Genomic DNA, 23939 nt, shown 5'->3' on the forward strand with positions numbered 1-23939 from the left:
ACCAGCATCTAAAATAAAGTCAATTTCATTGCCGATATTATCTCGGAAATAATAAATATTGTCAGGTTTAGCTTGGTTAAAATTTGTTTTCAAGAGTTCTGAAAAAACAAAAGTTTCAAAAAGTGCGCCTTTAAGCGGATGTGCCTGTAAATGGTTAAAAGAACTTATTCCTAAGAGAAAACAAGCTAATCCGGTGTCAATAAAAAAAAGTTTAGGTGCTTTTACAAGCCTCTTATTAAAATTTTTATAAAAAGGTTTCACTCTCTTAATGATATAACTGGCTTCAAGGATTGTTAACCAACCATTTACTGTATTATGAGAAATCCCACATTCATTTCCAATAGAAGACATATTTAAAATTTGACCTGTACGTCCTGCACAAAGCTTTAGAAAAGTTTGAAACCGGGAAAGATCTTTAATATTAATTAATTGTCTCAGATCCCGCTCTATATACGTACTTATATAAAATTCCATAGCACTGTAGGGATCAAGTCCTTTGTCAAATATTCTCGGATAAAATCCTGTTGTTAAAACCTTATCAATATCCTGATTTTTTTTTATTCCATAGACTTCTGAAAAGGAAAAAGGAAGCAACCTTATTAAGGCAGTTCGTCCCGCAAGGGACTGACTTAAACGATTGATAAGTTCAAACTGCTGACTTCCGGTTAAAATATACATTCCCGGAAGATCTTTTTCATCCACAATAGTCTGAATATATGAAGTGAGATCAGGAACTCTCTGGATTTCATCAATAATAACTCCCTTAGGATACATTTCAAGAAAGCCGATAGGATCATTTTCTGCAAATTCTCTATTATCAATATTCTCTAAAGATACATATGGCTTATTTGGAAACAACATTTTACAAAGAGTGGTTTTCCCGGATTGTCTTGGTCCTGTGATTGTGACTACCGGATACTGTTTGCTGAATTCCATTACTTTTTTTGAAACATCTCTTGGTATCATTTTAATAAAATACCATATTTCTTACAAATTGTAAATGCAAATTACAATTTAGCAAAAACTTTCGACTAAGTAATAGATTAAAATGAAAATACGGATTGGATGGACTTTCAGGTCAAGGTTGGTTTCAGCACCTCACCTCCACCAACCCTATACCAAGGTTACGTGTAGTGTTGTATTGCAGGATATGGTAAAAAGGAAATTCACACGGTTATTCCGATTTTTTCATAACTTAATGATAAGGCAGACAAAATGGATATCATTATTGAAACAAAGGCGTTAAAGATTTTTCTGTACGGGATTTTAAGCTGTAAATGCCCGGTCACTGAAGCGACTGAGAAAAAGCTGTTTAAATTGTTTTTTAAGGCGAAACGTAGGGAAAGTATGGATTATCTTTCGATCCTTGCCGTTGCAGACAAAAATCCTGAGAGAACACCCATGCATAATCTGTTTGATTTTTGTGCCTGGGCAAAAGATGACCCTTTCTCGTTTGCCATAACAATCAATGACGTATTAAGATATCTTGGGTCTTCATTCCATTACAACATGGTGGTTTCAAACCATCCCGGAATTGAAATAACAAATCCGGGGCTTTTGCTGAGCCATGTTCTTGTTCCCGTGTCTGTCCGGAAAAATGAAAGCAATATTTATGCGATCTATGAAAATAAACATGCAACAACTTGCTACAAATCCATTATCATCCCTAAAGACCTGGAAATGGAGCATGAATTATATGGCCTCCACATGGGAGTGGTGTTATGTGGCCTGTCTGGAAAACAGGCCGATATGCTTATTTCCCACCAGACCTTGATTAAGAATTTTTCTGAAATTGCCGGGCGTGTCAAAACGGTTGAGTTTAAAAAACTACCACCTTATGGAGATCATTTTTCACAGGTGAATGACCGCTTTAAAAGGTACATATTAAGATAAAAAAACACCCGAGCCATAGGTCATTTCAAAATGACAGTATTATTATTGAATGCAAACCGTAAGCTCCACGGCAGAAAAAACGATATGTCAAACGATTGACGGTGATGGCAGATTTTTCCCTGTTTAGAGGAGGTGTTGCAAATGTATAATATTTATAACTTATTGTAATTTAATTAACTTTTTGTTTATTTCTGTTTTTGGCATAAGTATTGCTTTATTTGTTTTCAGCAATTGATATGTACTGAAATGAGGGAAGAATATGAAGCAAGCTTTGAGCAGAATATCCGGCAGAATGACAACATTATTTTCAATGATTTTCAAAATGGCCCAAAGACAGGCAGATCATAAAAAGTTGACCCGTCATATCGTCGAATTAAACAAAAAACAATCCTCCATCCAAATTATTAATGAAGTGGCTCTTTGTTTGAAAGATATTCTCAATTACAGATTGTTTGCCTTTGTGATCAAAAAAAAGAAAAGTGTTGATATCTGGTTAGACCCCAAGATGTATAAAAAATCTCTTGAGGATATTATTTTAAAAGATTTCCGTATTAAAGATAGAGAAAGCTTGAATTACCTGAATCATACTTTCCATCCGGATGAGCGGGAAGAAAAATTCAATATGAATGATCTTGTTTTTTACGAATTAAATGAGAAAAATTGTCATTCAAGAATCTACATGCTTCCCCACAACAATATGTATAGTCATCATGACGAGGTGGTAAATCTTATCCTTCAGGGATGCTCGGCGGCACTCTCCCGCCAGGCTAAAATTGAAAATTTAACCAATGCAGCTGCTATTGATCCCTTAACCGGATGTTACAATAGAAGAGAGTTTGAGAATCAGCTGAAAAGAAATATTGCAGGAGCCATCCGCCATAAAAATGATCTGTCCATGTTTATGTTTGATCTGGATCATTTTAAGAGAATAAATGATACCTATGGGCATCTTGCCGGTGATAAGGTGTTGCAGGAAGTCGTAGCTCTTATGCAAAAAAATATGAGAACAGGCGACATCCTTGCCAGATACGGCGGGGAAGAATTTATTGCTATTTTGCCTGAAACCGATAAGGTAAAAGCCATGGAACTTGCGGATCGTCTGAGAATTAAAATTTCAAAAAAAATCATTATGCATAATGACGATACTATCAAAGTCACTGCCAGCTTTGGTGTGTCCGAACTGAATCGGTGTGCAGACATGACCCGAATTATTCAGGATGCGGATACCATGTTATATAAGGCCAAACTCAACGGGCGAAATACTGTCATGCCCGGATTATTTAAGATCATTTCCAATAAAGAATCAGAAAAGAGAGTGAAACATACGGTCTGAGTATGTTAAATTAATTTTTTTGATTAATTTATCTGGTTTCTTGACTTTCTCTGTTCTTGCCGCGTATTATAGCCTAAATTCTTATTCAAAATACTCAATCTTTTGGATTACTAAAGTATTATGAGTGTCATTCAAGAACTTGTTAAAGAAATTAAAAATTTAAAGCCCGTACCGGCTGTGATCAATCGAATTCTTGAGGTGGTTGATGAACCGGACTATTCCATGGCCCAAATAGCAACCATTATCCAATATGATCCGGCTATCACTGCCAGTGTTTTAAGAATATGTAATTCTGCTTTTTTCGGCTTGAAAAATCCTGCTGAGTCTATCAAGGACGCTGTCACTCTTCTGGGAATAGACCAGATTATTGAAATCGTATTGATAAAATCAGGTGCAAAGGTATTGTCCGGAAAACAGGAAGGGTATGGGTTTCATGAAGGGGCCATGTGGAAATACTCTGTATCTTCTGCATTGATTGCAAAACAGATCGCCCAAAAGCTTTTATTCAAAAATAAAAGTACAATTTTCACAGCCGCCCTGCTTAAGGATATTGGTAAAATAGTTCTGGACAGGTTTGTCATGGATTCTTTTGAAAAGATATCAGCATTGGTTGTGAATGAAAACTTAAGTTTCAGGGAGGCTGAAAAAAAAATTATCGGTGTAGATCATGCCGAGCTCGGGGGAATGATAGCAAAAATGTGGAAATTTTCTCCAAAAATGGTCAAAATTATTCGCCATCATCATCTCACGGATGTTTCAATGGTCAAAGATAAAGAAATTGCTGTCGTCTATTTGGCCGATTGCATATGTATGATGATTGGAATTGGTGTGGGCTCAGACGGGTTGACGTATCGGTTTAATGATCAGACCATGAAAGAATTGGGAATGAACTCTGAGGATATCTCAAAAATAATCGCTGAATATGCATTTAACATGCAGAAAGTTGAAAATCTGTTAAACGTGGTCTGATAAAAAAAGAAATTACACCGAGAAATAGTATTAAAATTATGGCATCCGTTAGAGGATAGCTTATATCTTAAATTTTTCTGTCATCGCCTGCAATTGAAGCATGACATTATTCAGGATTTTTGCCTTTTCTTTAACAGAGAAAGAAAAGCTGTTGATTTCCCGGGAAGCTGTGAGAACATCTGTAATCTCTTCTGCCACCTGACCCGATACTTCTGAACTCTGGTTAACATTTACATTGGCTTCCTGGATACCGGATGATACCTGACTGATATTCTCGGCAATCTCATTGGTTGTGGTAGACTGAAGCTCAATGGCAGAGGCGGCTTCATTAACAAAATCATTGATTTGGTTGATGATTTGTGAAATTTCCTGGATTTCAGTGACAGCACCTTTTATTTGATTCTGGATTTCCAGAATATTTTTAGCAATATCTTTTGTTGCACCGGCTGTTTGGCCTGCCAATTCTTTGATTTCATTTGCAACAACAACAAAACCTTTTCCGGCCTCTCCGGCTCGTGCTGCTTCAATAGTTGCATTTAAGGCCAGAAGGTTGGTCTGGGAGGAAATCCTGTTGATGGTCTCCGTGACTTTGTTGATTTCTTCCGCAGCCCGGCCAAGCCCGCTGACTCTTTTCGATGTCTGCTGAGCCTTTTCAACTGCTTTGTTGGTGATCTCTCTGGTATGATTTGAGTTCTGGGAGACCTTTTCTATGCTTGTACTCATGCCACTGGTTCCGGTAGCGACAATCTCCACATTCGTACTGGTCTGTTCCATGGCAGCTGCCACAGAATCCATGTTAACACTCATTTCTTCCGCAGCTGAAGCAACTGTATTGAGTTTTGAAACCGTTGTTTCAGATCCTTCACTCATTTTATCGGAAATCTGGTTTAATTCCCCGGAAGCTGAGCTTAACGTGTCTACACCCGAATTGAGATCTTTAATCATTTGGGCCAGGCCTTTGACCATTTCATTCATGGAATCAACCGTATCTTTGATGGCATCGTTTGCATTATAAGCAAAAGTGTATTTAAAATTACCTTTTGCAACTTCTTTTGCCAGTTTTGCCATACCATTCATATTTTTTATCAATTGCCTGTTCATAACCCCGATGATCAGCGCTCCGATAATTAAAGCTAAAACACCACTGATACCGGCGCTGGTCATAATCTGCTTGTTTATACCGGTCATCAGTTCGCCTTCAGATACAGCCACGGTAAAATAAAGATCCCACGCTTTAAAATAGTTTACATAGGAGTGATAGGTCTTTTTATTATATCCGTAATTGGTTGCTCCGGATTTGCTTTTTAATATGTCCTTGCCATTTTCAAATTCCTGAACTTTTAATGAAAGGTATTTTTTATCGGGGTGGATAAGAATTTTTCCTTTTGAATTATTGATAAACGAGTAACCATGACCACCGACATTGACTTTGTTTATAAGTCCTAAAAGGTCTTTAGTCAAAATTTTGCTGGTGACAGAGTATGCGCCGCTTATCTTTTTTTCAAGGGTCTCTTTAAATGGCTGGAGATACTGCATGGAAATTTCTGTTCCGGTTTTTGATATAAACCAATAGGGTTTGCCTGCCATCACAGCATTGAAAACATCAGTCCCCAAAGTATAGTATTCTCCGATGGGCCTGGAACCATCTTTATTTTTAATGCTTGAAGACACTTTGATGAGCTTATTATCATGGATTTGATAAACAGCGATATCAGATGTGCTGAATTTACCGATCTTATCAACGATCACATTGTCAGTAACAAACTCAAGTCCGAAAACCATTTTTGGAAGGGTAATTTTCTCTTTTTTCTCTGAATTGACATCATAAATATCCATATCAACGGTTCTGGCATTGACAATCATAATACTCTCATCGCTTTGACTTTCTGCCATCAGTGCACCCATATCAGCGTCTATTTTTTCTTTCTGCAGGTTGTGTTTCAGCTGAATTGTTTTTAGCAGAACATCTGACACGTTTTGGATACTGGTCTGTCCTTTGGAGAGAAAAGAACTTTTGCTTTGGTAAAAGTTAACAACAGCAATGATCAGGATGGTAAGGATAATGATTCCAAAGGAACCGATATAAAGTTTTTTATCAAATCCAAGATTTGTCATTTTTCACCCCTTATCGAAAATATAATCCATAGATCCTTGCAATAAAATGGCAAGGCAAGCTTAAAACAATTTATATCAACATACCACCATCACAGACAAGACTGGTACCGGTGGTAAACGAGGCAGCATCAGACACCAGATACAGCACAGCTCCAGCCATTTCTTCGGGCTTTGCATACCGGCCCATGGGAATCTGAGCCACAGCATACTTGCAGATTTCGTCAGAAGATATGATGGCACTGGCAAATTTGGTGTCTGTAAGCCCGGGCAGCAGAGCATTGACCCGGATTCCTTTTGGGGCCAATTCCCTGGCCAGGGTCTGGGTCATGTTGATGAGGGCAGCCTTGGTGACAGAATAAACTCCCTGGAATAATCCGGGTTTTATCGCATTCACCGACGACACGTTCACAATGGCCCCCTTGTCTTTCATCAAGGGAACCGCATATTTGATCATGAAAAAAGGGCCTTTCAGGTTTACATCCAGAATTTTGTCCCAGATGCCTTCATCTGCTGTTAGCATCTCACCGAAATGGGGATTGGTGGCAGCATTGTTTACCAGGATATCCAGAACTCCATATTTTTCCAGTATTTTTTCATACAGGGCCTTGATCTGATCCGGATACCCGGTATGGCAGGCCATGGCCTCAGCTTTAAAGCCTTTTTCCCTGATTCCGGCAGCAGCAGCTTCCAGGCTGTCAACCTTCCGGCTCACCAGGATACATTGTGCTCCATATTGGGCAAGTTTCTGTACAATTGCCAGACCAATTCCCCTGCTGGCGCCCGTGATAACAGCGATTCTTCCTTCCAGATTAAATTCTTTCATATCTATTCTCCTCGGGTTTCATATTATATCATACCTCTTACTTCAATATTCCTGTCGGCAAGATAGTCTTTTACACTTTGAATCGGAACTTGCTTTCTGTGAAATATTCCGGCAGCCAGGGCTGCTTCTGCACTGGTTTTTTCAAAAACCTGGGCAAAATGATCTTCACACCCGGCACCGCTTGAAGCAATCACCGGGATGGAAACAGCGCTTCGTACCGCATTGATCAATTCAAGGTCAAATCCTGATTTTGTTCCATCTTTATCAATACAATTGAGAAGAATTTCTCCGGCACCCAGATCCTGGCAGGCTTTGGCCAATGCAAGTGCATCCAGGTCTCTCGTTACTCTGCCGCCCTGGACCGTACACTGATACCAGCAGTGATTTTCATTGTCGGGCCCTGGAAATTGAGTTTTGATTACATGGTGTTTTTTTGCATCTTCCGGGGAGTTTACATAGACTCTTTGAGGATCAACGGAAATCACAACGGCCTGGTTTCCATATACTTTGGAAATTTGTTCTATGGAACTTTTTCCAGATTTTTTTCCTGTCTTTAGATATTCTTCGGCAATATACACGGCATCGCTGCCAATGGATATTTTATCAGCCCCTGATCTGAAATACTGGGAGGCCACATCAAGTGCCGTATATGTTTTACCGTTGCTGTCCGTATAGTCCCTGATCCCGCCGCCAATGGTCAGTGGTACAAAAACATTTTTACTGGTTTTTTCAAGGACATCTATCATGGGCATATCTTTTAGAGGAAAATCCCTGAATCCTGTAATATTTAAAAAAGTGATTTCATCGGCACCTTCCTCATAATATCGTCTGGCAAGCTCAACAGGTTTGCCCAGATTTCTGACATCCCCTTTTTCCCTTACATCATACTGGTCCCCCTTGGTGACCACAAGGTCGCCCTGATCATTGGTCCTGACATCCAGACAGGCTATAATTCTTTTTGAAAGGCCTTTTCCTTTTATATCGATGGCTTTTTGGGCTCTCAGATCCTTTTGATAAATAAAATTTTCAAGTAGCTTGATACCGGCAGTGCCGCTTTTTTCAGGATGAAACTGGGTACCGATAATATTGCCTTTCTGAACGCTGCTCACAAACTCATAATCATAATTTGTGGTGGTTAAAACTACCGATTCATCCCCTGAGCTATCATCGGGTACAATATGATAGGAGTGGACAAAGTAAAATTTTGCATCTGCTTTAACATTTTTAAAAACAGGGGAGTCTTTTTTAAGGTTCACCCCGTTCCAGCCAATATGCGGAACAGCCAGTTTAGTTTTGAATCGTTTGACCATGCCTTTGAAAATGCATAGACTTTCATTGCCGGAAAAATCTTCTTCGCTTCCCTCAAAAAGAGCTTGCATACCCAGGCAGATACCAAAGAAAGGCTGATCAGCTTCAAGATATTCCCGTAAAGGGTGGATATATTTTTTTTCGTTGAGAATTCTGATCATACTTTCGTAATTACCCACACCGGGAAATAAAAGTTTGTCAGCATCCAGGATATCGGAAGGCTTGGTGACAGGTTTGATTGTCCCGCCCAGTTTTTCTATGGCATTGACCACACTTCGAACATTGCCGGCCCCATAATCAAGTAAGGTAATCATCATATTGCTTTATCCTTTAAATATGGGGATTTTTTGAAATTTTTCTTTGAGCTCACCCGTAACTCTAAGTGGTTTTCCATTAAGATCTGCAATCACAAAGGTGATGTCGGCATCCGCACAAACAACATTGGACACTTTGTTGATAAGCTGCTGTTTGAAGACCACACTCTTATTTCCTATTTTCCCAAGGCCTGATTTGATAACAATAACATCATTGACTATGACCGGACTTTTATAAGATATATTAATATTTACAACAAAAAAACGAAAACCTTTATTCATGAACTCTTCAAGGTTTATATAGTCTTCAAGAAGCTGCCATCTTCCTTCTTCTAAAAATTCAAGATAGCGGGCATTGTTCACATGCTGGTAAAGGTCTGTATGATATCCTCTAATTTTGATTTCAGGTTCCATTTAAGCTCCCGTGGATTTATCTAATCAATAAACTTGCATTTTCAATACATGCCATATCATGTTGAAATTCTTTTATCAGTGTCAGTATTCTGTTATCTTCTATTTTTTGCACCCCGATTTTCCGGCAGATTTTATCATCCAGAAAGGTTTTAAGAAAGATATTTATTCTGCTGGTTTTGGCCATCATGGATAATGCCGTGCCGCCGTTGCCTTTATAGTCCTTCTCAAGGACATTAAATGCCTGGACAAAATTGTGATAATTAAAATATTCAATAAAGGTGTCAGACCCGATGCCATCAATACATTCTGCCAAAACGATCAGACTGCCCCCGTCTTTTACAAACGTGGCCGCATTATTAATGGCCTTATGGGCCTGGATAAAATTGATATCTTTTGGAAACCCGCCACATGATGCAATGACAAGTTCATATTGCTTGTCAGTCCTGGTTTTATAAAAGGAGTCAAGGGTTTTACATGCTGTTAAAAAGTCGGTATAGGTTTGTCCGACAATAAGCTGGCACACCTTCCCTTTTGAGTCAAGTATTCCATGGATGCACACCCTTTGTGTCTTGATAAACGCATCAATTTGTTTTAAATCCAGGGCCAGCGGATTGTTTTCAAGATTTCCTGGCCGGCACCCGGGAGTCAGGTCCTTTAAGTTTTTATCAAGAAAAAGTCCGTGGTTTTGATAAATATCCCGTTTATATCCCAATCCGGGGAACAAAAGTTTCCTGCCGCCCCCGTATCCTGCAAAATAGTGATGGGACAAGGCACCAAAAGTAATGATCAAATCTTTATCAAGAAGGTCTTTTCGAATGTGAACCCTTGTGCCTTTTTGGGTGTTGCCAAGATGTGTGAAAAGGCTTTTATCATTACTGTCATGGTGAATAAACCTGTAGTTTTGATATATATTCCCATAGGCATTCAGGCATTCTTCATCATTTTGCCGTGCATGGGTGCCATAGGCAATAAAAAATTGAATCTGCTGTTTTTCCATGCCTTTTTCAAGGAGGATATCCAAAATCCAGGGCAGATAGATTTTATAATCACAAAGCCTTGTCTTGTCCGCCACCACGATTGCAATTGCATTGCAGTTTAATAAATTGCTGGGCAAGCTTAAAGAAAAATCATTTACAATTTTTTTTCTGTTAATAAGAGATACAGGTTCCCGAATGCTTAAAGCGTCTGCTTTATCCGGTAATTCAATGTCACAGAGAGTTTTTCCATATTTAAATTCAGTTTTTTTGTGCATAAATCCCCTGTAGATTATCATGGAAGCAAAGGGTTTTAAACCCGGATTGTTCAAGCCGCTTCATGGTATTCTTGATAAATTTATCTTTGGTTTTTATTTTTTTCGGGCTGCCGGTATAGTGAAATAATTTTGAATCCAAAGCCATGACCCTGAAGAGGGCATCATAAAATTTTCTTCCATAAAGATTCCCGGTAGCTGAAGTAAACCTTGGCGGATCATGAATCACACTGTTAAACATGCCGTCTTCAAACTTATTAATCTCACGGGTGATATCTGTATGGATCAGTTCCAGTCTTTTATCAGCATATTTTTTCAACCAGGGGTTTAAATTGCGTATCTTTATTACTGCATGGCTTTTTTCCGTTGAAATTACTTTTTTTGCCCCAGCCTTTAGCGCAAAAATAGCTGAATATCCTAGGCCACCGCAGGTATCCAGAACCTGATCATTTGCCGCAACCACCAGTTGCGTCTTTAGTTTTGCATCGGTTAAGGGATCAATGTCTTTGGAACGGTGCATCTTGATTCCATTAATCTCAAGGGTCGGTGCGCTGCCAGTGGGGACCAGTTTGTAATATCCGTCTTCTCGAATTTCAACAGGGATCAATTCATTATTTTGAAAGGTAAAAATTTTATTTTTAAAAGAGGTTATGGACTCAAGAGTCTCCACATCAATAAAAGTATCATTATCCAGTATCAGCCTGTCTGCCTCAATTTGCCATATTTTTTCAGACAAGTTCAGGTCCAGGGACAGACTGACACTTTTTTCACTACTCCTCATCGCCGCAAGGATTCGTGTAATAATATCAAAACAAAAATAATACGTGTAATTCATATTAAAGTTTAAAAACAAATAGCTTATCTAAAAATCAATACTGCCCGGAGTCCTTGGAAATGGTATGACATCCCTGATATTACTGATGCCGGTAATCAGCATTAAAAATCTCTCAAATCCCATGCCAAACCCTGAATGGGGTGCTGAGCCGAATTTCCTGGACTCCAGATACCACCAATAATCTTTCTTTGACAGGCTCATCTCATCCATCCTTTTTTCCAGGACATCCAATCTCTCTTCCCTCTGACTGCCGCCAATAAGTTCCCCGATCCCTGGAACAAGCAAGTCTACGGCTGCAACAGTTTTGCCGTCATCATTCATCCGCATGTAAAAGGGTTTGATTTCCTTTGGATAATCTGTAAGAAAAACAGGTTTTTTAAAATATTCTTCTGCCAGAAACCGTTCATGCTCAGACTGCAGGTCAGTTCCATATTCAACCTTAAACTCAAATTTCTTTTTTGATTTGAGTAAAATTTCAATGGCCTCCGTGTAGGAAATCCTTCCGAATTTTGTGTTCAAAATGGTGTCAATGCGCTTTGACAGTGATTTATCCACAAATTTAATGAAAAGCTCCATGTCTTCCTGGCATTCATCCATGGCATATCGGGTGAGATATTTAACAAGTTCTTCACCATGATCCATGTTTTCCTTTAAGTCACAAAAAGCCATTTCCGGTTCCAGCATCCAGAACTCTGCCACATGCCGGCTGGTATTGGAATTTTCCGCCCTGAAAGTTGGACCAAAGGTATAAACATCCCCAAGGGCAAGGGCGAACATCTCTGCAGACAACTGGCCTGAAACCGTGAGGTTGGATTCCCGGCCAAAGAAATTTTCTTTCCCAGGCTCAGGGCTGGTTACCCTGAACATTTCACCGGCACCTTCGCAGTCAGCCCCTGTGATCAAAGGAGTAGTCAGATATCTGAACCCTTTTTCCCTGTAAAATTTATGACTGGCAAACATCATCTCGGATCTGAGCCGGAAGACAGCCCCATACTTATTTGTCCGGGGTCTCAGGTGAGCAATGGTTCTTAAAAATTCATCCGAGTGTCTCTTTTTTTGAAGGGGATAGGATTCCAAAGCGATATTTATAATCTCAATATCCGAGGCCTGGATTTCCCATTTTTGTCCTTTTCCCGGTGATTCCACAAGCTGTCCCGTCACAGCTACAGAGGTGCCTGTTGTAATTTTTTCTATATCCGAATAATTTTTAAGATCATTATTTGCAATGACCTGGATATTTTTTAAGGCTGACCCATCATTGATATCCATGAAGGAAAATTCTTTTGAACCCCTTTTGGTTCTGACCCAGCCTTTGATAAGGACTTCTCCCGGTATTTTTTCAAGCGTGAGCAGCCCATTGATTTTTGTTCTTTTCATTGCTTTATCCTGCAAAAAATAATATATTAAAAAATTTGATTATACCTACTAATATTTAAAGATTAATTTTTAATTTTCACTATCATGCATAAACAAAATTATCAAGATATCCTTGCACTGGTCCAGACACCGACACGATACGTGGGTAATGAAATCAATGCCGTAAAAAAAGATTTAAAACAAGTAAAATTAACATTTGCCCTGGTATTTCCGGACCTTTATGAGATCGGAACCTCCCACTTTGGACTGCAGATTCTCTATTCCATTTTAAACGCCCGGAAAAATATTGCAGCGGAACGGTTTTTTTCACCGGCCCCGGATATGGAAGCATATCTGCTGGAAAGAAATATTCCCTGTCTTTCCATGGAGTCTAAAAAACAATTAAAAAATTTTGATATCATTGGAATCAGTCTTCTTTACGAGTTGAATTTCACCAATATCCTCACCCTGTTGAGCCTGTCGCAAATTCCCTTTTATTCAGAACAAAGGGATGATTGTTTCCCCCTTATTATTGGCGGCGGACCCTGCGCTTTTAATCCTGAACCCCTGGCTGACTTTTTTGATGCTTTTGTTATCGGGGATGGTGAAGATGTTGTGGTTCAACTTTCAAACCAGGTCATTGAATTTAAACAACAGGGGGATGGCAAAAAGAAGACGCTTCTCAAACTCTTATCCAGGATAGACGGGGTCTATGTGCCTTCATTTTTTGACCCGGCATATGATGAAAATGGTATCCAGACCGTAGCTCCTGTTTTTGAAGATTATCAAACAGTGAAGAGAGCCTTTCTGCCAAGCCTTACAAAGGACAATTTTCCCAAATCTCCGATTATTCCCTTTGCCAAACCCGTCCATGACAGATTAAGGCTTGAGATTGCCAGGGGGTGTTCAAGGGGATGCCGGTTTTGCCAGGCAGGTATGATATACCGTCCGGTCAGGGAAAGGTCGTTGGAGGATCTGGTAGAAATTACCCAAGCATCTTTAAAAACAACCGGGTATTCCGATATCTCTCTTTTGTCGTTGAGTACAGGGGATTATTCAAATCTGCCCCAATTAATGGAGCGGCTTCTTGATTTGGGCCAGGGGTATTGCAATGCCATTTCTCTTCCATCCATAAGGGCGGAAAAACTCACTCCGGAATTGATGAATATTATCAAAAAGGTCAGGAAAACCGGATTTACCATTGCACCGGAAGCAGGTTCCCAACGCTTAAGAGATATCATCAATAAAAACCTTACCCAGGAAAGCATTATGGCAACGGTTGAGAATGCATTTAATCTCGGCTGGAAAAATATCAAGCTTTATTTTATGATGGGACTTCCCTTTGAAACAGATGAAGACATTGAAGCCATCTGTCGTCTTTCAAAACAACTGGCATCTGCCTATGCTAAAGGCAAAAAAAACATCAATGTCAGTACAAACAGTTTTATTCCCAAGGCCCACACGCCTTTTCAACGGTGTGCGCAGATCTCTTTAAATGAAACAAAAGAAAAATTGCAATATTTAAAGGATAATTTAAGGCATAAAAAAGTAAAACTCAAATGGCAAAGCCCTGAAATGAGTATGGTTGAAGGGGTTTGGGCAAGGGGGGATAGAAAATTATCAAAGCTTTTGGTAACGGCTTTTGAAAAAGGATGCCGGCTGGATGGCTGGACCGATAAGTTTGATTTTTCTTTATGGCAAAATGCCTTTGAAGAAACCGGGATTGATCCCTTGTTCTATACGACACGGCAGCGCAATGAAGAAGAAGCCCTTCCCTGGGACCACATTGATTCAGGAGTATTGCCCCAGTTTTTAAAAGAAGAATTTCAAAAAGCCAAAGAGAGATCTCTCACTCCGGACTGCAGGGAAAACGACTGCACGGGTTGCGGTGTGTGTGATTTTAAAAAGATAAAGCCGGTACTGCACGATAGCCTTACAGACACCCCAAAAACTGATCCGGTAAAAGAGAACACCCTGAAAAGATTGCCTGATGAAGCCTTTAAAAAATTTGAGATTACGTTTTCAAAACTTGAATCAGCAAGATTTTTCGGACATCTTGAACTTGCCACCATTGTCCGGAGGGCTGTGAAAAGAGCCGGATTAAATGTTAAATATTCACAAGGGTTTAATCCTTCCATGCGGCTTTCTTTTGACAATGCCCTGCCCGTTGGAATGGAGAGTGAAGAAGAAACTCTTTTTATTTTTCTTGAAAAGGATTTGCTACCCAAAACAATTGTTGATCAATTAAACAAAACCCTTCCTAAAGGCCTTTTCATCACGGGATGCAAACCTTTTAACAAGCTTGTCAAACGAAAAGATCAGGCTTCCTGCTATATTATCGGGTTTGCGGATGTTTGTATTGGACAGGAAGATGTAGATCGGTTTTTAAATTTGCCAGAATTTATTGTTGAAGATTTGAGCAAAAAAGGGAAAGTAAGGAAAATCGATCTGCGGAAATCTGTTGAAAAAATATCTTTTATTGATTTACAAACCATTAAAATGGTTTTAAAAAAATATAGTGAAAGAACAATAAGGCCCACAGAAATATTGATAAAACATTTTAAACTGGATGAAGAGATTATAAAAAATACAAGAATAAAGAAGATAACCTATAGGTCACACGTAACCTGAAGGTCACACGTAAAACAAGGATAACCCTATGTTAAAAGAGCTTGTTGTAAATGCCGCCCCCCATGAAACACGGGTGGCGCTTCTTGAAAACGGCACCATTGTAGAAGTTTTTATTGAAAGAGAAGATGAAACATCCATTGCCGGAAATATTTATAAAGGACGGGTACAACGGGTTCTTCCGGGAATGCAGGCTGCTTTCGTTGATATCGGGTTTGATCAGGCCGCCTTCATATATGTGGACGATGTCCTGGACACAGCCAGCCATACAATGTATCAGAAATTTGAGCAGGACAATGATGTGGAAACTGATACTGAATCTGATAATGAAGATATTGAAACAACGGATATGGGCGATAATCATACCTCCTGGAAAGCCTGTTTAAACCAGGAATGCCATATTGATGAATTGCTCACAGAGGGTCAGGAGATCCTGGTCCAGGTAGCTAAATCATCTATTGGCACCAAGGGGCCGAGAATCACTACCCACATTTCCCTTGCAGGCCGATACCTGGTATTAATGCCCACGGTTGATCATATCGGTATATCAAGAAGAATTGAGAATGATGCTGAAAGGACGCGCTTAAAAGATCTCTTATTATCTATCCGGACAAACAAATTCGGATATATATTCAGAACACAGGCAGAGGGGATTGATGAAAATACCATTAAAAAAGAGCTCGATTTTTTAAGTAAAACCTGGGAAGACATTATGGCCAGGAGCAAGACAGCCTCTGCCACATCTCTTGTATATAAAGATCTTACAGCAACATTCAGGGCGGTGAGAGATCTTCTGGCCAATGAAGCCGATAAGCTGGTTATTGATTCAAAAGAAGAATATGAAAATGTTCAGAATTTTTTAAAAAAATTGATGCCGGATGTAAACTTATCTGTGGAGTTATACCAGGGAAGAGAGTCTATTTTCGATGCCTATAACATTGAAGGGGATGTGGCAAGAGCATTAAAGAAAAAAGTGTGGCTCAAATCCGGTGGATATATTGTGATTGAGCAGACAGAAGCCCTGGTAGCCATAGATGTAAATACCGGCCGGTATGTGGGAAAACATAATTTTGACGAGACCATCCTTAAAACCAACCTTGAAGCTGTCAAGGAGATTGCTTACCAGGTACGGCTTCGAAATATCGGCGGTATTATTATTATTGATTTTATTGATATGAAAAAAAAGCAGCACAAGGAAAAGGTCATGTCACATATGAATGAAGCCATGAAAATGGATAAGAGCCAGACCAATGTCCTGCCATTAACCGAGCTTGGCCTTGTGCAGATGACCAGAAAAAGAATCAGGCGGAACCTGACACGAACCCTTTGTAAACCCTGTTTTTATTGCAATGGTGACGGGCATCTCTTATCGGGAAAATCCATCTGTCATAAAATTTACAGGGATCTTGTCAGCGAAGCAGGTGATATCTTGGGTAACAGGTTTACGGTTAAAGTACATCCGGAAATCGCCCAATTGCTTCATGGCAGGGAAAAGCACCTGATTTCATCCCTTGAAAAACAGTTTTCAAAACCCATTGCCATATATCCAGAGCCCCATTACCACATAGAAGAATACCATATCTTTGAATCATTAGTGAAAGAGGACAGTGTTTATAAGGAGGAATAAATGTCAAAAATTCAAATGAAAACTCCCCTTGTTGAACTTGACGGAGATGAAATGACAAGGGTTTTATGGCCCATTATCAAGGAAAAGCTCATTGAGCCCTTTGTTGATTTAAAAACCGAATATTATGATTTGGGTATTAAAAAAAGAGATGAGACAGATGATCAGATCACCATTGATGCAGCAAATGCCATCAAAAAACATGGTGTGGGCGTAAAAAATGCCACCATCACACCAAATCAAGGGAGGGTTGATGAGTATGGCTTAAAGAAACAATGGAAAAGCCCTAATGGAACCATCCGTGCCATGCTGGACGGTACGGTATTTAGAAAGCCCATTCTGGTAAAAAATATAAAACCATCTGTTAAATCCTGGAAAAAGCCGATTGTTGTGGGCAGGCATGCATATGGGGATGTTTATAAAAATGCTGAAATCAAAACCAAAACAGGCGGGACGGCAGAAATAGTCTTTACCGATGCCCAGGGCAATGAGACACGGGAAACAATCATGGAACTGCCGGGTCCCGGTATTATTCAGGGGATGCATAATACCGAAGATTCAATCTCAAGCTTTGCCAGATCCTGTTTTGAGTATTCTCTTGGAGAAAAGATAGACTGCTGGTTTGCCACGAAAGATACTATTTCTAAAACGTATGATCAGACGTTTAAGATTATCTTTGAAGAAATTTTTGCGAAAGAATATAAAAATAAATTTAAAAATGCCGGGATTTCCTTTTTTTATACTCTTATAGACGATGTTGTTGCCAGAATGATGAAAACAGAGGGAGGAATGCTCTGGGCCTGCAAGAATTATGACGGGGATGTCATGAGCGATATGGTGGCCTCAGCCTTTGGTTCCCTTGCCATGATGTCATCCGTACTGGTATCTCCAAATGGATACTTTGAATATGAAGCCGCCCATGGAACCGTTCAGAGGCATTATTATAAACATCTTAAAGGAGAAAAGACCTCAACCAATGCAGTGGCCCTTATTTTTGCCTGGACCGGTGCCTTGAGAAAACGCGGGGAGTTAGATGCCTTACCGGAACTTTGCAATTTTTCAGACAGGCTGGAAAAGATTGTTATCGAGACGATTGAGGATGGATATATGACAGGAGATCTTGCCGGCATCTGCAACCCTCCGGCAAAAAAAGTCCTTGATTCCACACAATTTCTTGATGCGCTTGCACAAAGACTTAAAACAGCATTGTAACTCTGCAATCAGCATGGAGCCCTAAGCTTTAAAAGGATTAGGGCTCCATTGGTTATGCCAAAACTTTCTTTACACCCATCACAAATATTGGTATTGAATTATTGTTCAAAATTTTCAGGTCGGATATTTTTATTCACATATGTGAGATATGCGGACAACCGTATGATTACTTGTTGATTAATATGATAAAAAAACAAAAAAGATGCATAACTTTTTACTAGGATTACCGGTAAGAACAAACTGCAGAAACAAATTGATATTTGCAATAAACTTCTGGTCATGGCTTCTAAAACCATTGAACAAAGGCAAGAGAGCCATTTAAAGATTGATCAGAGTGCACACCGCCTTATACAAGTGCAAAATACCAATTTTGCAAAACATTCCAGACCGGAAACCCCGCTTTCTGTTGGCTCACTCCTCACCGCCACATCTGGAGATCCTTCATTGGTATCCCAACTTAAACAGGAAATTCTCCATGCTGACAGAATTGATATCCTGGTCTCTTTCATTAAATGGAGCGGTATTAGAATTATCCAAGATGAATTAGAAGAATTCACACAACATGGAAAATTACGGGTAATCACTACATCCTATCTTGGGGCAACAGATCTTAAAGCCATTCTATATATCCTAAACCTTCCCAATACAGAGGTCAAAGTATCATTTGACACCAAACGGACTCGACTTCATGCAAAAGCCTATATTTTCCACCGCGAAAGTGGGTTTGGCAGCAGTTATATTGGCTCTTCAAATATCTCTAATCCTGCTATGACTGATGGTTTGGAATGGAACGTCAAAATATGTCAATATGATACATTACATCTGTGGGAAAAAATAAATGCGACTTTTGAGACTTATCAATTAGCCAAAGAATTTGAGCAGATATGCTTTGATGATTTACCAAGGTTGGATCAAGCCTTAAATCAGGAACGTGCTTCGGACATATCGCCCCAGGACAGTCATATTGCTTTTTTTGACATTACACCCTATCCATATCAACAAGAAATTTTGGACAAATTACTGGCAGAAAGGGAACTGCATAACAGAAAGAAGAATCTTGTTGTTGCTGCCACCGGGACAGGGAAAACCGTGATTTCAGCATTTGACTTTAAAAGGTTTATTGTAGATAAAAAACAGACACGTTTGCTTTTTGTGGTCCATCGTGAAGAGATTCTTATTCAGTCAAGGGCAGTATTTCGCAATATTCTGCGGGATCAAAATTTTGGTGAATTGTGGGTGGGCAATCATACACCACAGCATTTCAAGCAGCTTTTTATTTCGGTGCAAACTTTTCAATCAAGGAAACTTTGGGAGAAGGTTGATCCTGATTTTTATGATTATATCATTATTGATGAGTTCCATCATGCTGCGGCATTAAGTTATCACAAGCTTAATGATTATTTTACACCACAAATTCTGCTGGGTTTGACAGCGACACCAGAACGTGCTGATGGACAGGATATCCTTAAATACTTTGATGGTCATATCAGTGCAGAAATAAGATTGCCCGATGCTGTTAATCGTAAACTTCTTTCTCCTTTCCAATATTTTTGTATCACGGATCAAGTGGATTATTCAAACGTGGTTTGGAAACGAGGTGGATATGACCGAAAGCAATTAGAGAAATTACTTGTAACAGGTGATGATATCCGGGCAAAATTAATTATTGAAAAGGCCACCAAGATATTACTCGATATTAATCAGACACGGGGTATATGCTTTTGTGTTTCCCAAGAGCATGCCAGATACATGGCTAAACAGTTTGGGCAATATAATATTTCAGCTTTGGCTCTCACCGCTAAAACTCCCAATACAATACGGAAAAGTGCTATTTCACAGCTTAAAAATTGTGAAATAAATTTTCTTTGCGTGGTGGATTTGTTTAATGAGGGGATAGACATTCCAGAAATTGATACCATTATGTTTCTACGACCCACAGAAAGTTTGACTATTTTTCTACAGCAGTTAGGGCGTGGTTTACGACTATATGAACGAAAGGATTTTTTAACAGTTCTTGATTTTATTGGTCAGGCACATCAAAAATTTAACTTTGAAATTAAATTTCGTGCCTTACTTGGGGGCATAGTGCGAAAAGAATAGAAGACGAAATCAAATCATCTTTTCCTTCCCTTCCTTCGGGTTGTGTTATTGAAATGGAAAAGCAAGCTCAGAATTATGTACTGAATAACATAAGACAGGCACTTACTCATGCCAATAAAAATCAATTGATCGGCCGAATTGCTTCATTTGAAAATGAAACAGGGCTTCAATTAACACTTGAAAATTTTATAATATATCACTGCCTGGACCTTGATGATATTTATAGAAAGGCTTCATGGTCAAGACTTTGTGTCTTGGCTGGAGTTAGACATGATTTTCACGACTCGGATGAAATCATTTTAAGTAAGGGACTACGTCGATTTTGTCATAACAACAGCAAACCACAGCTTGGCAAACTCCTGTCTGCCTTGCAAGACCATAATGATGCTTTTTTAAGAGCCTTGCCTGTTGAGACCAAAATGTTGCTGACAATGTTTTGTTTTTCCATCTGGAACAATAAACCACCTGAGAAAAGTCTTGAGAAAAATGTATCCAGGTTAAAAAGTAATAGTGTTTTTTTTGTGAGACTATTGAACTTATTTCTCTTCTTGCCAGAAAATCAGAACTTGTTGTCCATAAAATGGATTTACCTTTTGTGTGTCCTCTTTCAGTTCATGCCAGCTATACCCGTGATGAAATTTTATCCGGGTTAGGTTTTCTTACCTTTGAAAATCAGGTCAATATAAGAGAAGGTGTAAACACCTTTCAGACCTGAAAACAGATCTACTTTTTATTACCTTGAATAAAACAGAAAAAGACTATTCGCCAACAACAATGTATAAAGATTATGCTTTGGATGAAAATATGTTTCATTGGCAGTCTCAGAGTACAATCAGCGATACTTCTCCTACAGGTCAACGTTATATTCAACACCAAGAAAAGAATAATAATATTTTTTTATTTGTCAGGGAACAAAAAAAGAAAAACAATTTTGCCTGCCCATACAATTTTATAGGTCCAGCAAGGTATGTCAGCCATTCGGGAAGCAGACCCATGTCAATTGTCTGGAATCTTGAATATTCCATGCCCGGCAAACTGGTCAGGACAACAATGAGATTGGCAACTGCATAAAATGGATATAAAAAAGGCTCCACTGGTGCTGGAACCGAATATGCTTTTTGAATGGGCTCATAATGGGCTCAGGATTGCATCACATTTTCTTATGGGTGATTCAAAGTTGTCCATAATAATTTGCTGAAGCCACGGATGGATTGCTTAAACCATACAGGGTTGGAATGGAATATTTTGGAAATAAAGGATTAAAGATGGAAAATCCAAACGATAAAAATCAAGTTATTATTGTTTTTGATAACCAGAAAATTCGCAGAATTTGGCATCAGAATGAATGGTGGTTTAGTGTTGTTGATATTTGCAGCATTCTATCTGAAAGTGCTGATGCGGGCGCGTATTGGCGCAAACTTAAACAGAGACTCAAACAGGAAGGATCTCAAACCGTGACAAATTGTCACGGTTTGAAATTGCAGGCTGTTGATGGAAAAATGCGGAAAACAGATTGTGCCAATACAGAAACAATGTTTCGTGTTATCCAATCCATCCCATCACCAAAAGCCGAACCTTTCAAACGCTGGCTGGCAAAAGTGGGGTATGAGCGAGTACAGGAAATAGAAAATCCAGAGCTTGCACAAAAACGCATGAAAGCACTGTACGAACAAAAAGGTTATCCCAGGGATTGGATTGATAAACGATTGCGCGGCATGGCGATTCGGCAGAATCTGACTGATGAATGGAAAGAACGTGGCATAGAAAATCAACAAGATTATGCCATCTTAACCGCCGAAATTTCCAAGGCCACTTTTGGAATGACCCCCAGTGAATACAAAAAGCACAAAAATATCTCTACAAAAGCCAATCTACGAGATAACATGACAGATCTGGAATTGATTTTCACCATGTTGGGTGAAAAAGTAACCACTGATGGAATGCTACGAGAAATACCAGTAAATGTGAAGACTAAAAAGATGAACGGGATCTTGCTGGAACTCATTGACGATAAGGGTAAGGAGCCAAGCCGGGATATCTGAAACTTTTAGAATCTACTTGCAATTATCCTGAATCCATTTTTTTAAATCAAAATATTTTTGATTGACAATATATACCAAATAGGTATAGTATCTATACCATGAAATTTGAATATGATCCCTCAAAATCGAGAAGTAACAAAAAGAAGCATGGGATTAATTTTATTGAAGCCCAAGCGCTTTGGGAGGATCCCGACTTATTGGAGATCCCGGCAAGAACAACGGATGAACAGAGGTTTTTAGTTATTGGAAAGATAGCAGTAAAACACTGGTCAGGAGTTATCACATATCGTGATGAGAACATAAGGATTATCTCTGTGCGCCGGGCGAGAGATGAGGAGATTGAGATATATGAAGGCTAAAGACTTTGACAAGAAATTTGATGAGGGAAAGAGCGTTGTAAAGTACCTGGATCTTTCAAAAGCCAGACGGCCTGAACAGGAGCAAAAAAGAGTCAATGTTGATTTCCCGCTCTGGATGATTCGTTCTCTGGATAAAGAGGCTAAGCGACTCGGTGTTCCCCGACAGTCAATTATCAAGATCTGGCTTGCAGAGAGATTGCAGCAAGTCTCAGTCTGATATCATTCGAACAACTGCATTCACCCAGATGTGAATTCCACGGTTCACTCATACTGGTGATGCACATCGTTTTTTTGTTAAAAAAATTCCTTGCAGTGACACCAGTATCAATACAAAGGCTTGCTTATGTCAGTTTCAAGCCTGCTTTTTTGTTTTGTTTTTTCCAATAAAGGTTAAATATTGGATTAAATGATATCTTTGTTGGATGGGATTCAATTAGCTTTATCCAATTTTCAGTTGCTATTCGAGATTCAATAGAAGCTTGTCTGGTTATTTCAATTGTATTCTTTTTTTCAGGATTATATGCTTTGTCCATAAAGGATGTTTCCATTTAATTCCTGTTTTCCTGATAGAGTGACACTTTTGAATAATCCTTTAAAATACTGCGATGCAGTTTTTCGTGCTGCCACCAAAGTGTTTCAGGATTATAAATTCCTTTTGGAATCGACCCTAACTCCGGCAATATTTCCTGCGCAAGCCAGATAGGTTTAAAGATTCCAGTACAGGTCCCTGCAGTACCGGTAGCCCAGAAAGTGTTGCTATCTGCTGCCAGATGGGCAACAAGAGATCCGGTTGTGCTTGAATTCCTAGTCAATCCATTACCGGCATGAGCACAAACTGAGTCCAATAAAAAATGCGACGCAGGATCATAGTTTTTTTGCTTATGGTTTCTTAATATTTTAAAGGCATAGGAAACATCCATTTCTTTAATTTGACTTTTCAGCAGATTATACGAACTATAGTCAATTATGTTATATCTACCTTTTTTAATTTGTCTTCAGGTTACTTCATATATTTGAATTTCAAATAAGAAACTGTAGAATCTCTCCATACTACATCTTGTATTATAGCAAATTGCAAAAAATCATATTGATATATGAAATGGTCATTCAGTGGCATCAAGATTTGAATTTGTATCGTTGATAATTCAAAGGTATTTCAGCAGCCATGCATAGGATAATAATACTTGACTGCTGATTATCAGTTTTTCAGACACGATATTAATGCTTATATATAATGAGTTGATTCTGAAAATTTGGCCTATTTTTTGGTTGTTAATGTATTAAATTCATTTTTTCTTTCGTGTATCTCTAACTAAATAGGAATTTCCAGATCCACGCTTTAATTCAAACAAATCAATTGCCTTA

22 protein-coding genes are annotated in these 23939 nt (G+C 39.0%); 12 read left to right on the plus strand and 10 right to left on the minus strand.

The window, feature by feature from the left end:
* The coding region (locus tag K8S13_RS02650) for an ATP-binding protein (RefSeq protein WP_291460219.1) at nucleotides 1-966 on the minus strand (966 nt) is incomplete at its 3' end.
* A 249-nt stretch (nucleotides 967-1215) separates the two neighbouring features.
* Between K8S13_RS02650 and K8S13_RS02655 the strand changes: the two genes are divergently transcribed.
* From K8S13_RS02655 to K8S13_RS02665, 3 genes are all read left to right on the plus strand, one after another.
* Nucleotides 1216-1893: a hypothetical protein gene (locus K8S13_RS02655; RefSeq protein WP_291460220.1), complete on the plus strand. Its 678-nt coding sequence runs from the start codon at nucleotides 1216-1218 to the stop codon at nucleotides 1891-1893.
* 259 nt (nucleotides 1894-2152) lie between these two features.
* Nucleotides 2153-3226, plus strand: coding sequence for a GGDEF domain-containing protein (locus K8S13_RS02660; protein ID WP_291460222.1), 1074 nt, complete (start codon nucleotides 2153-2155; stop codon nucleotides 3224-3226).
* Between the two features lie 120 nt (nucleotides 3227-3346).
* Complete coding sequence (locus tag K8S13_RS02665; protein WP_291460224.1) at nucleotides 3347-4195, plus strand: HDOD domain-containing protein; 849 nt, start codon at nucleotides 3347-3349, stop codon at nucleotides 4193-4195.
* A gap of 60 nt (nucleotides 4196-4255) precedes the next feature.
* Here K8S13_RS02665 and K8S13_RS02670 read toward each other — a convergent pair whose 3' ends face one another.
* The 7 genes from K8S13_RS02670 to asnS form a co-directional block, all read right to left on the minus strand.
* Nucleotides 4256-6310 carry a methyl-accepting chemotaxis protein gene (locus tag K8S13_RS02670; RefSeq protein ID WP_291460226.1) on the minus strand — a complete coding sequence of 685 codons (2055 nt, stop codon included), beginning with the start codon at nucleotides 6308-6310 and terminating at the stop codon, nucleotides 4256-4258.
* A gap of 70 nt (nucleotides 6311-6380) precedes the next feature.
* A complete protein-coding gene (locus tag K8S13_RS02675) occupies nucleotides 6381-7133 on the minus strand; it encodes an SDR family oxidoreductase (RefSeq protein ID WP_291460228.1) in 753 nt (250 codons plus the stop codon).
* Nucleotides 7134-7156: 23 nt separating this feature from the next.
* A complete protein-coding gene (gene hisF, locus K8S13_RS02680; protein WP_291460231.1) occupies nucleotides 7157-8758 on the minus strand; it encodes an imidazole glycerol phosphate synthase subunit HisF in 1602 nt (533 codons plus the stop codon).
* 6 nt (nucleotides 8759-8764) lie between these two features.
* Nucleotides 8765-9169, minus strand: coding sequence for a thioesterase family protein (locus K8S13_RS02685; RefSeq protein WP_291460232.1), 405 nt, complete (start codon nucleotides 9167-9169; stop codon nucleotides 8765-8767).
* A 16-nt stretch (nucleotides 9170-9185) separates the two neighbouring features.
* Nucleotides 9186-10421 carry a nickel-dependent lactate racemase gene (gene larA / locus K8S13_RS02690; protein ID WP_291460233.1) on the minus strand — a complete coding sequence of 412 codons (1236 nt, stop codon included), beginning with the start codon at nucleotides 10419-10421 and terminating at the stop codon, nucleotides 9186-9188.
* Nucleotides 10405-11154, minus strand: coding sequence for an RsmD family RNA methyltransferase (locus K8S13_RS02695; protein ID WP_291460234.1), 750 nt, complete (start codon nucleotides 11152-11154; stop codon nucleotides 10405-10407). The genes larA and K8S13_RS02695 overlap by 17 nt, the downstream gene beginning before the upstream one ends.
* Before the next feature lie 126 nt (nucleotides 11155-11280).
* Entirely contained in the window at nucleotides 11281-12630 is a 1350-nt protein-coding gene (asnS, locus tag K8S13_RS02700) for an asparagine--tRNA ligase (protein WP_291460236.1), read from the minus strand.
* Nucleotides 12631-12714: 84 nt separating this feature from the next.
* Between asnS and K8S13_RS02705 the strand changes: the two genes are divergently transcribed.
* From K8S13_RS02705 to K8S13_RS02745, 9 genes are all read left to right on the plus strand, one after another.
* A complete protein-coding gene (locus tag K8S13_RS02705) occupies nucleotides 12715-15240 on the plus strand; it encodes a TIGR03960 family B12-binding radical SAM protein (protein WP_291460238.1) in 2526 nt (841 codons plus the stop codon).
* Nucleotides 15241-15268: 28 nt separating this feature from the next.
* Entirely contained in the window at nucleotides 15269-16864 is a 1596-nt protein-coding gene (locus K8S13_RS02710) for an Rne/Rng family ribonuclease (protein WP_291460240.1), read from the plus strand.
* Nucleotides 16865-18073, plus strand: coding sequence for an NADP-dependent isocitrate dehydrogenase (locus K8S13_RS02715; RefSeq protein WP_291460242.1), 1209 nt, complete (start codon nucleotides 16865-16867; stop codon nucleotides 18071-18073).
* Between the two features lie 279 nt (nucleotides 18074-18352).
* Nucleotides 18353-20173 (plus strand): DEAD/DEAH box helicase family protein, encoded by a 1821-nt coding sequence (locus K8S13_RS02720; RefSeq protein ID WP_291460244.1) that lies wholly within the window; start codon nucleotides 18353-18355, stop codon nucleotides 20171-20173.
* A 53-nt stretch (nucleotides 20174-20226) separates the two neighbouring features.
* On the plus strand, nucleotides 20227-20826 hold the full coding sequence (locus K8S13_RS02725) for a hypothetical protein (RefSeq protein WP_291460245.1): 600 nt from the start codon (nucleotides 20227-20229) through the stop codon (nucleotides 20824-20826).
* Nucleotides 20827-20884: 58 nt separating this feature from the next.
* Nucleotides 20885-21244, plus strand: a complete 360-nt coding sequence (locus tag K8S13_RS02730; protein ID WP_291460255.1) for a DUF3427 domain-containing protein — start codon at nucleotides 20885-20887, stop codon at nucleotides 21242-21244.
* Between the two features lie 164 nt (nucleotides 21245-21408).
* Entirely contained in the window at nucleotides 21409-22215 is an 807-nt protein-coding gene (locus K8S13_RS02735) for a Bro-N domain-containing protein (protein ID WP_291460246.1), read from the plus strand.
* Nucleotides 22216-22313: 98 nt separating this feature from the next.
* Nucleotides 22314-22574: a BrnT family toxin gene (locus K8S13_RS02740; RefSeq protein WP_291460248.1), complete on the plus strand. Its 261-nt coding sequence runs from the start codon at nucleotides 22314-22316 to the stop codon at nucleotides 22572-22574.
* Nucleotides 22564-22791 (plus strand): hypothetical protein, encoded by a 228-nt coding sequence (locus K8S13_RS02745; RefSeq protein WP_291460250.1) that lies wholly within the window; start codon nucleotides 22564-22566, stop codon nucleotides 22789-22791. The genes K8S13_RS02740 and K8S13_RS02745 overlap by 11 nt, the downstream gene beginning before the upstream one ends.
* Nucleotides 22792-22915: 124 nt before the next feature.
* On the opposite strand, the gene K8S13_RS02750 is transcribed toward K8S13_RS02745, so the two are convergent.
* Together K8S13_RS02750 and K8S13_RS02755 are read right to left on the minus strand one after the other, a co-directional pair.
* Nucleotides 22916-23122: a hypothetical protein gene (locus tag K8S13_RS02750; RefSeq protein ID WP_291460252.1), complete on the minus strand. Its 207-nt coding sequence runs from the start codon at nucleotides 23120-23122 to the stop codon at nucleotides 22916-22918.
* The gene (locus K8S13_RS02755) at nucleotides 23123-23386 is read right to left on the minus strand and encodes a hypothetical protein (protein WP_291460254.1); all 264 of its coding nucleotides are present in this window, start codon (nucleotides 23384-23386) and stop codon (nucleotides 23123-23125) included.
* Nucleotides 23387-23939 lie beyond the last annotated feature (553 nt).

This window comes from Desulfobacula sp., from assembly GCF_021107415.1.

Excerpts from the sequence above, each read along its gene's own strand:
- K8S13_RS02735 (WP_291460246.1), top strand. The coding sequence starts at position 21,409 with ATGGAATATTTTGGAAATAAAGGATTAAAGATGGAAAATCCAAACGAT.
- K8S13_RS02715 (WP_291460242.1), top strand. The coding sequence starts at position 16,865 with ATGTCAAAAATTCAAATGAAAACTCCCCTTGTTGAACTTGACGGAGAT.
- K8S13_RS02670 (WP_291460226.1), bottom strand. The coding sequence starts at position 6,310 with ATGACAAATCTTGGATTTGATAAAAAACTTTATATCGGTTCCTTTGGA.
- K8S13_RS02665 (WP_291460224.1), top strand. The coding sequence starts at position 3,347 with ATGAGTGTCATTCAAGAACTTGTTAAAGAAATTAAAAATTTAAAGCCC.
- K8S13_RS02685 (WP_291460232.1), bottom strand. The coding sequence starts at position 9,169 with ATGGAACCTGAAATCAAAATTAGAGGATATCATACAGACCTTTACCAG.
- hisF (WP_291460231.1), bottom strand. The coding sequence starts at position 8,758 with ATGATGATTACCTTACTTGATTATGGGGCCGGCAATGTTCGAAGTGTG.
- K8S13_RS02745 (WP_291460250.1), top strand. The coding sequence starts at position 22,564 with ATGAAGGCTAAAGACTTTGACAAGAAATTTGATGAGGGAAAGAGCGTT.
- larA (WP_291460233.1), bottom strand. The coding sequence starts at position 10,421 with ATGCACAAAAAAACTGAATTTAAATATGGAAAAACTCTCTGTGACATT.
- K8S13_RS02750 (WP_291460252.1), bottom strand. The coding sequence starts at position 23,122 with ATGGAAACATCCTTTATGGACAAAGCATATAATCCTGAAAAAAAGAAT.
- asnS (WP_291460236.1), bottom strand. The coding sequence starts at position 12,630 with ATGAAAAGAACAAAAATCAATGGGCTGCTCACGCTTGAAAAAATACCG.
- K8S13_RS02705 (WP_291460238.1), top strand. The coding sequence starts at position 12,715 with ATGCATAAACAAAATTATCAAGATATCCTTGCACTGGTCCAGACACCG.
- K8S13_RS02725 (WP_291460245.1), top strand. The coding sequence starts at position 20,227 with ATGGAAAAGCAAGCTCAGAATTATGTACTGAATAACATAAGACAGGCA.
- K8S13_RS02740 (WP_291460248.1), top strand. The coding sequence starts at position 22,314 with ATGAAATTTGAATATGATCCCTCAAAATCGAGAAGTAACAAAAAGAAG.
- K8S13_RS02720 (WP_291460244.1), top strand. The coding sequence starts at position 18,353 with ATGGCTTCTAAAACCATTGAACAAAGGCAAGAGAGCCATTTAAAGATT.
- K8S13_RS02660 (WP_291460222.1), top strand. The coding sequence starts at position 2,153 with ATGAAGCAAGCTTTGAGCAGAATATCCGGCAGAATGACAACATTATTT.
- K8S13_RS02710 (WP_291460240.1), top strand. The coding sequence starts at position 15,269 with ATGTTAAAAGAGCTTGTTGTAAATGCCGCCCCCCATGAAACACGGGTG.
- K8S13_RS02675 (WP_291460228.1), bottom strand. The coding sequence starts at position 7,133 with ATGAAAGAATTTAATCTGGAAGGAAGAATCGCTGTTATCACGGGCGCC.
- K8S13_RS02655 (WP_291460220.1), top strand. The coding sequence starts at position 1,216 with ATGGATATCATTATTGAAACAAAGGCGTTAAAGATTTTTCTGTACGGG.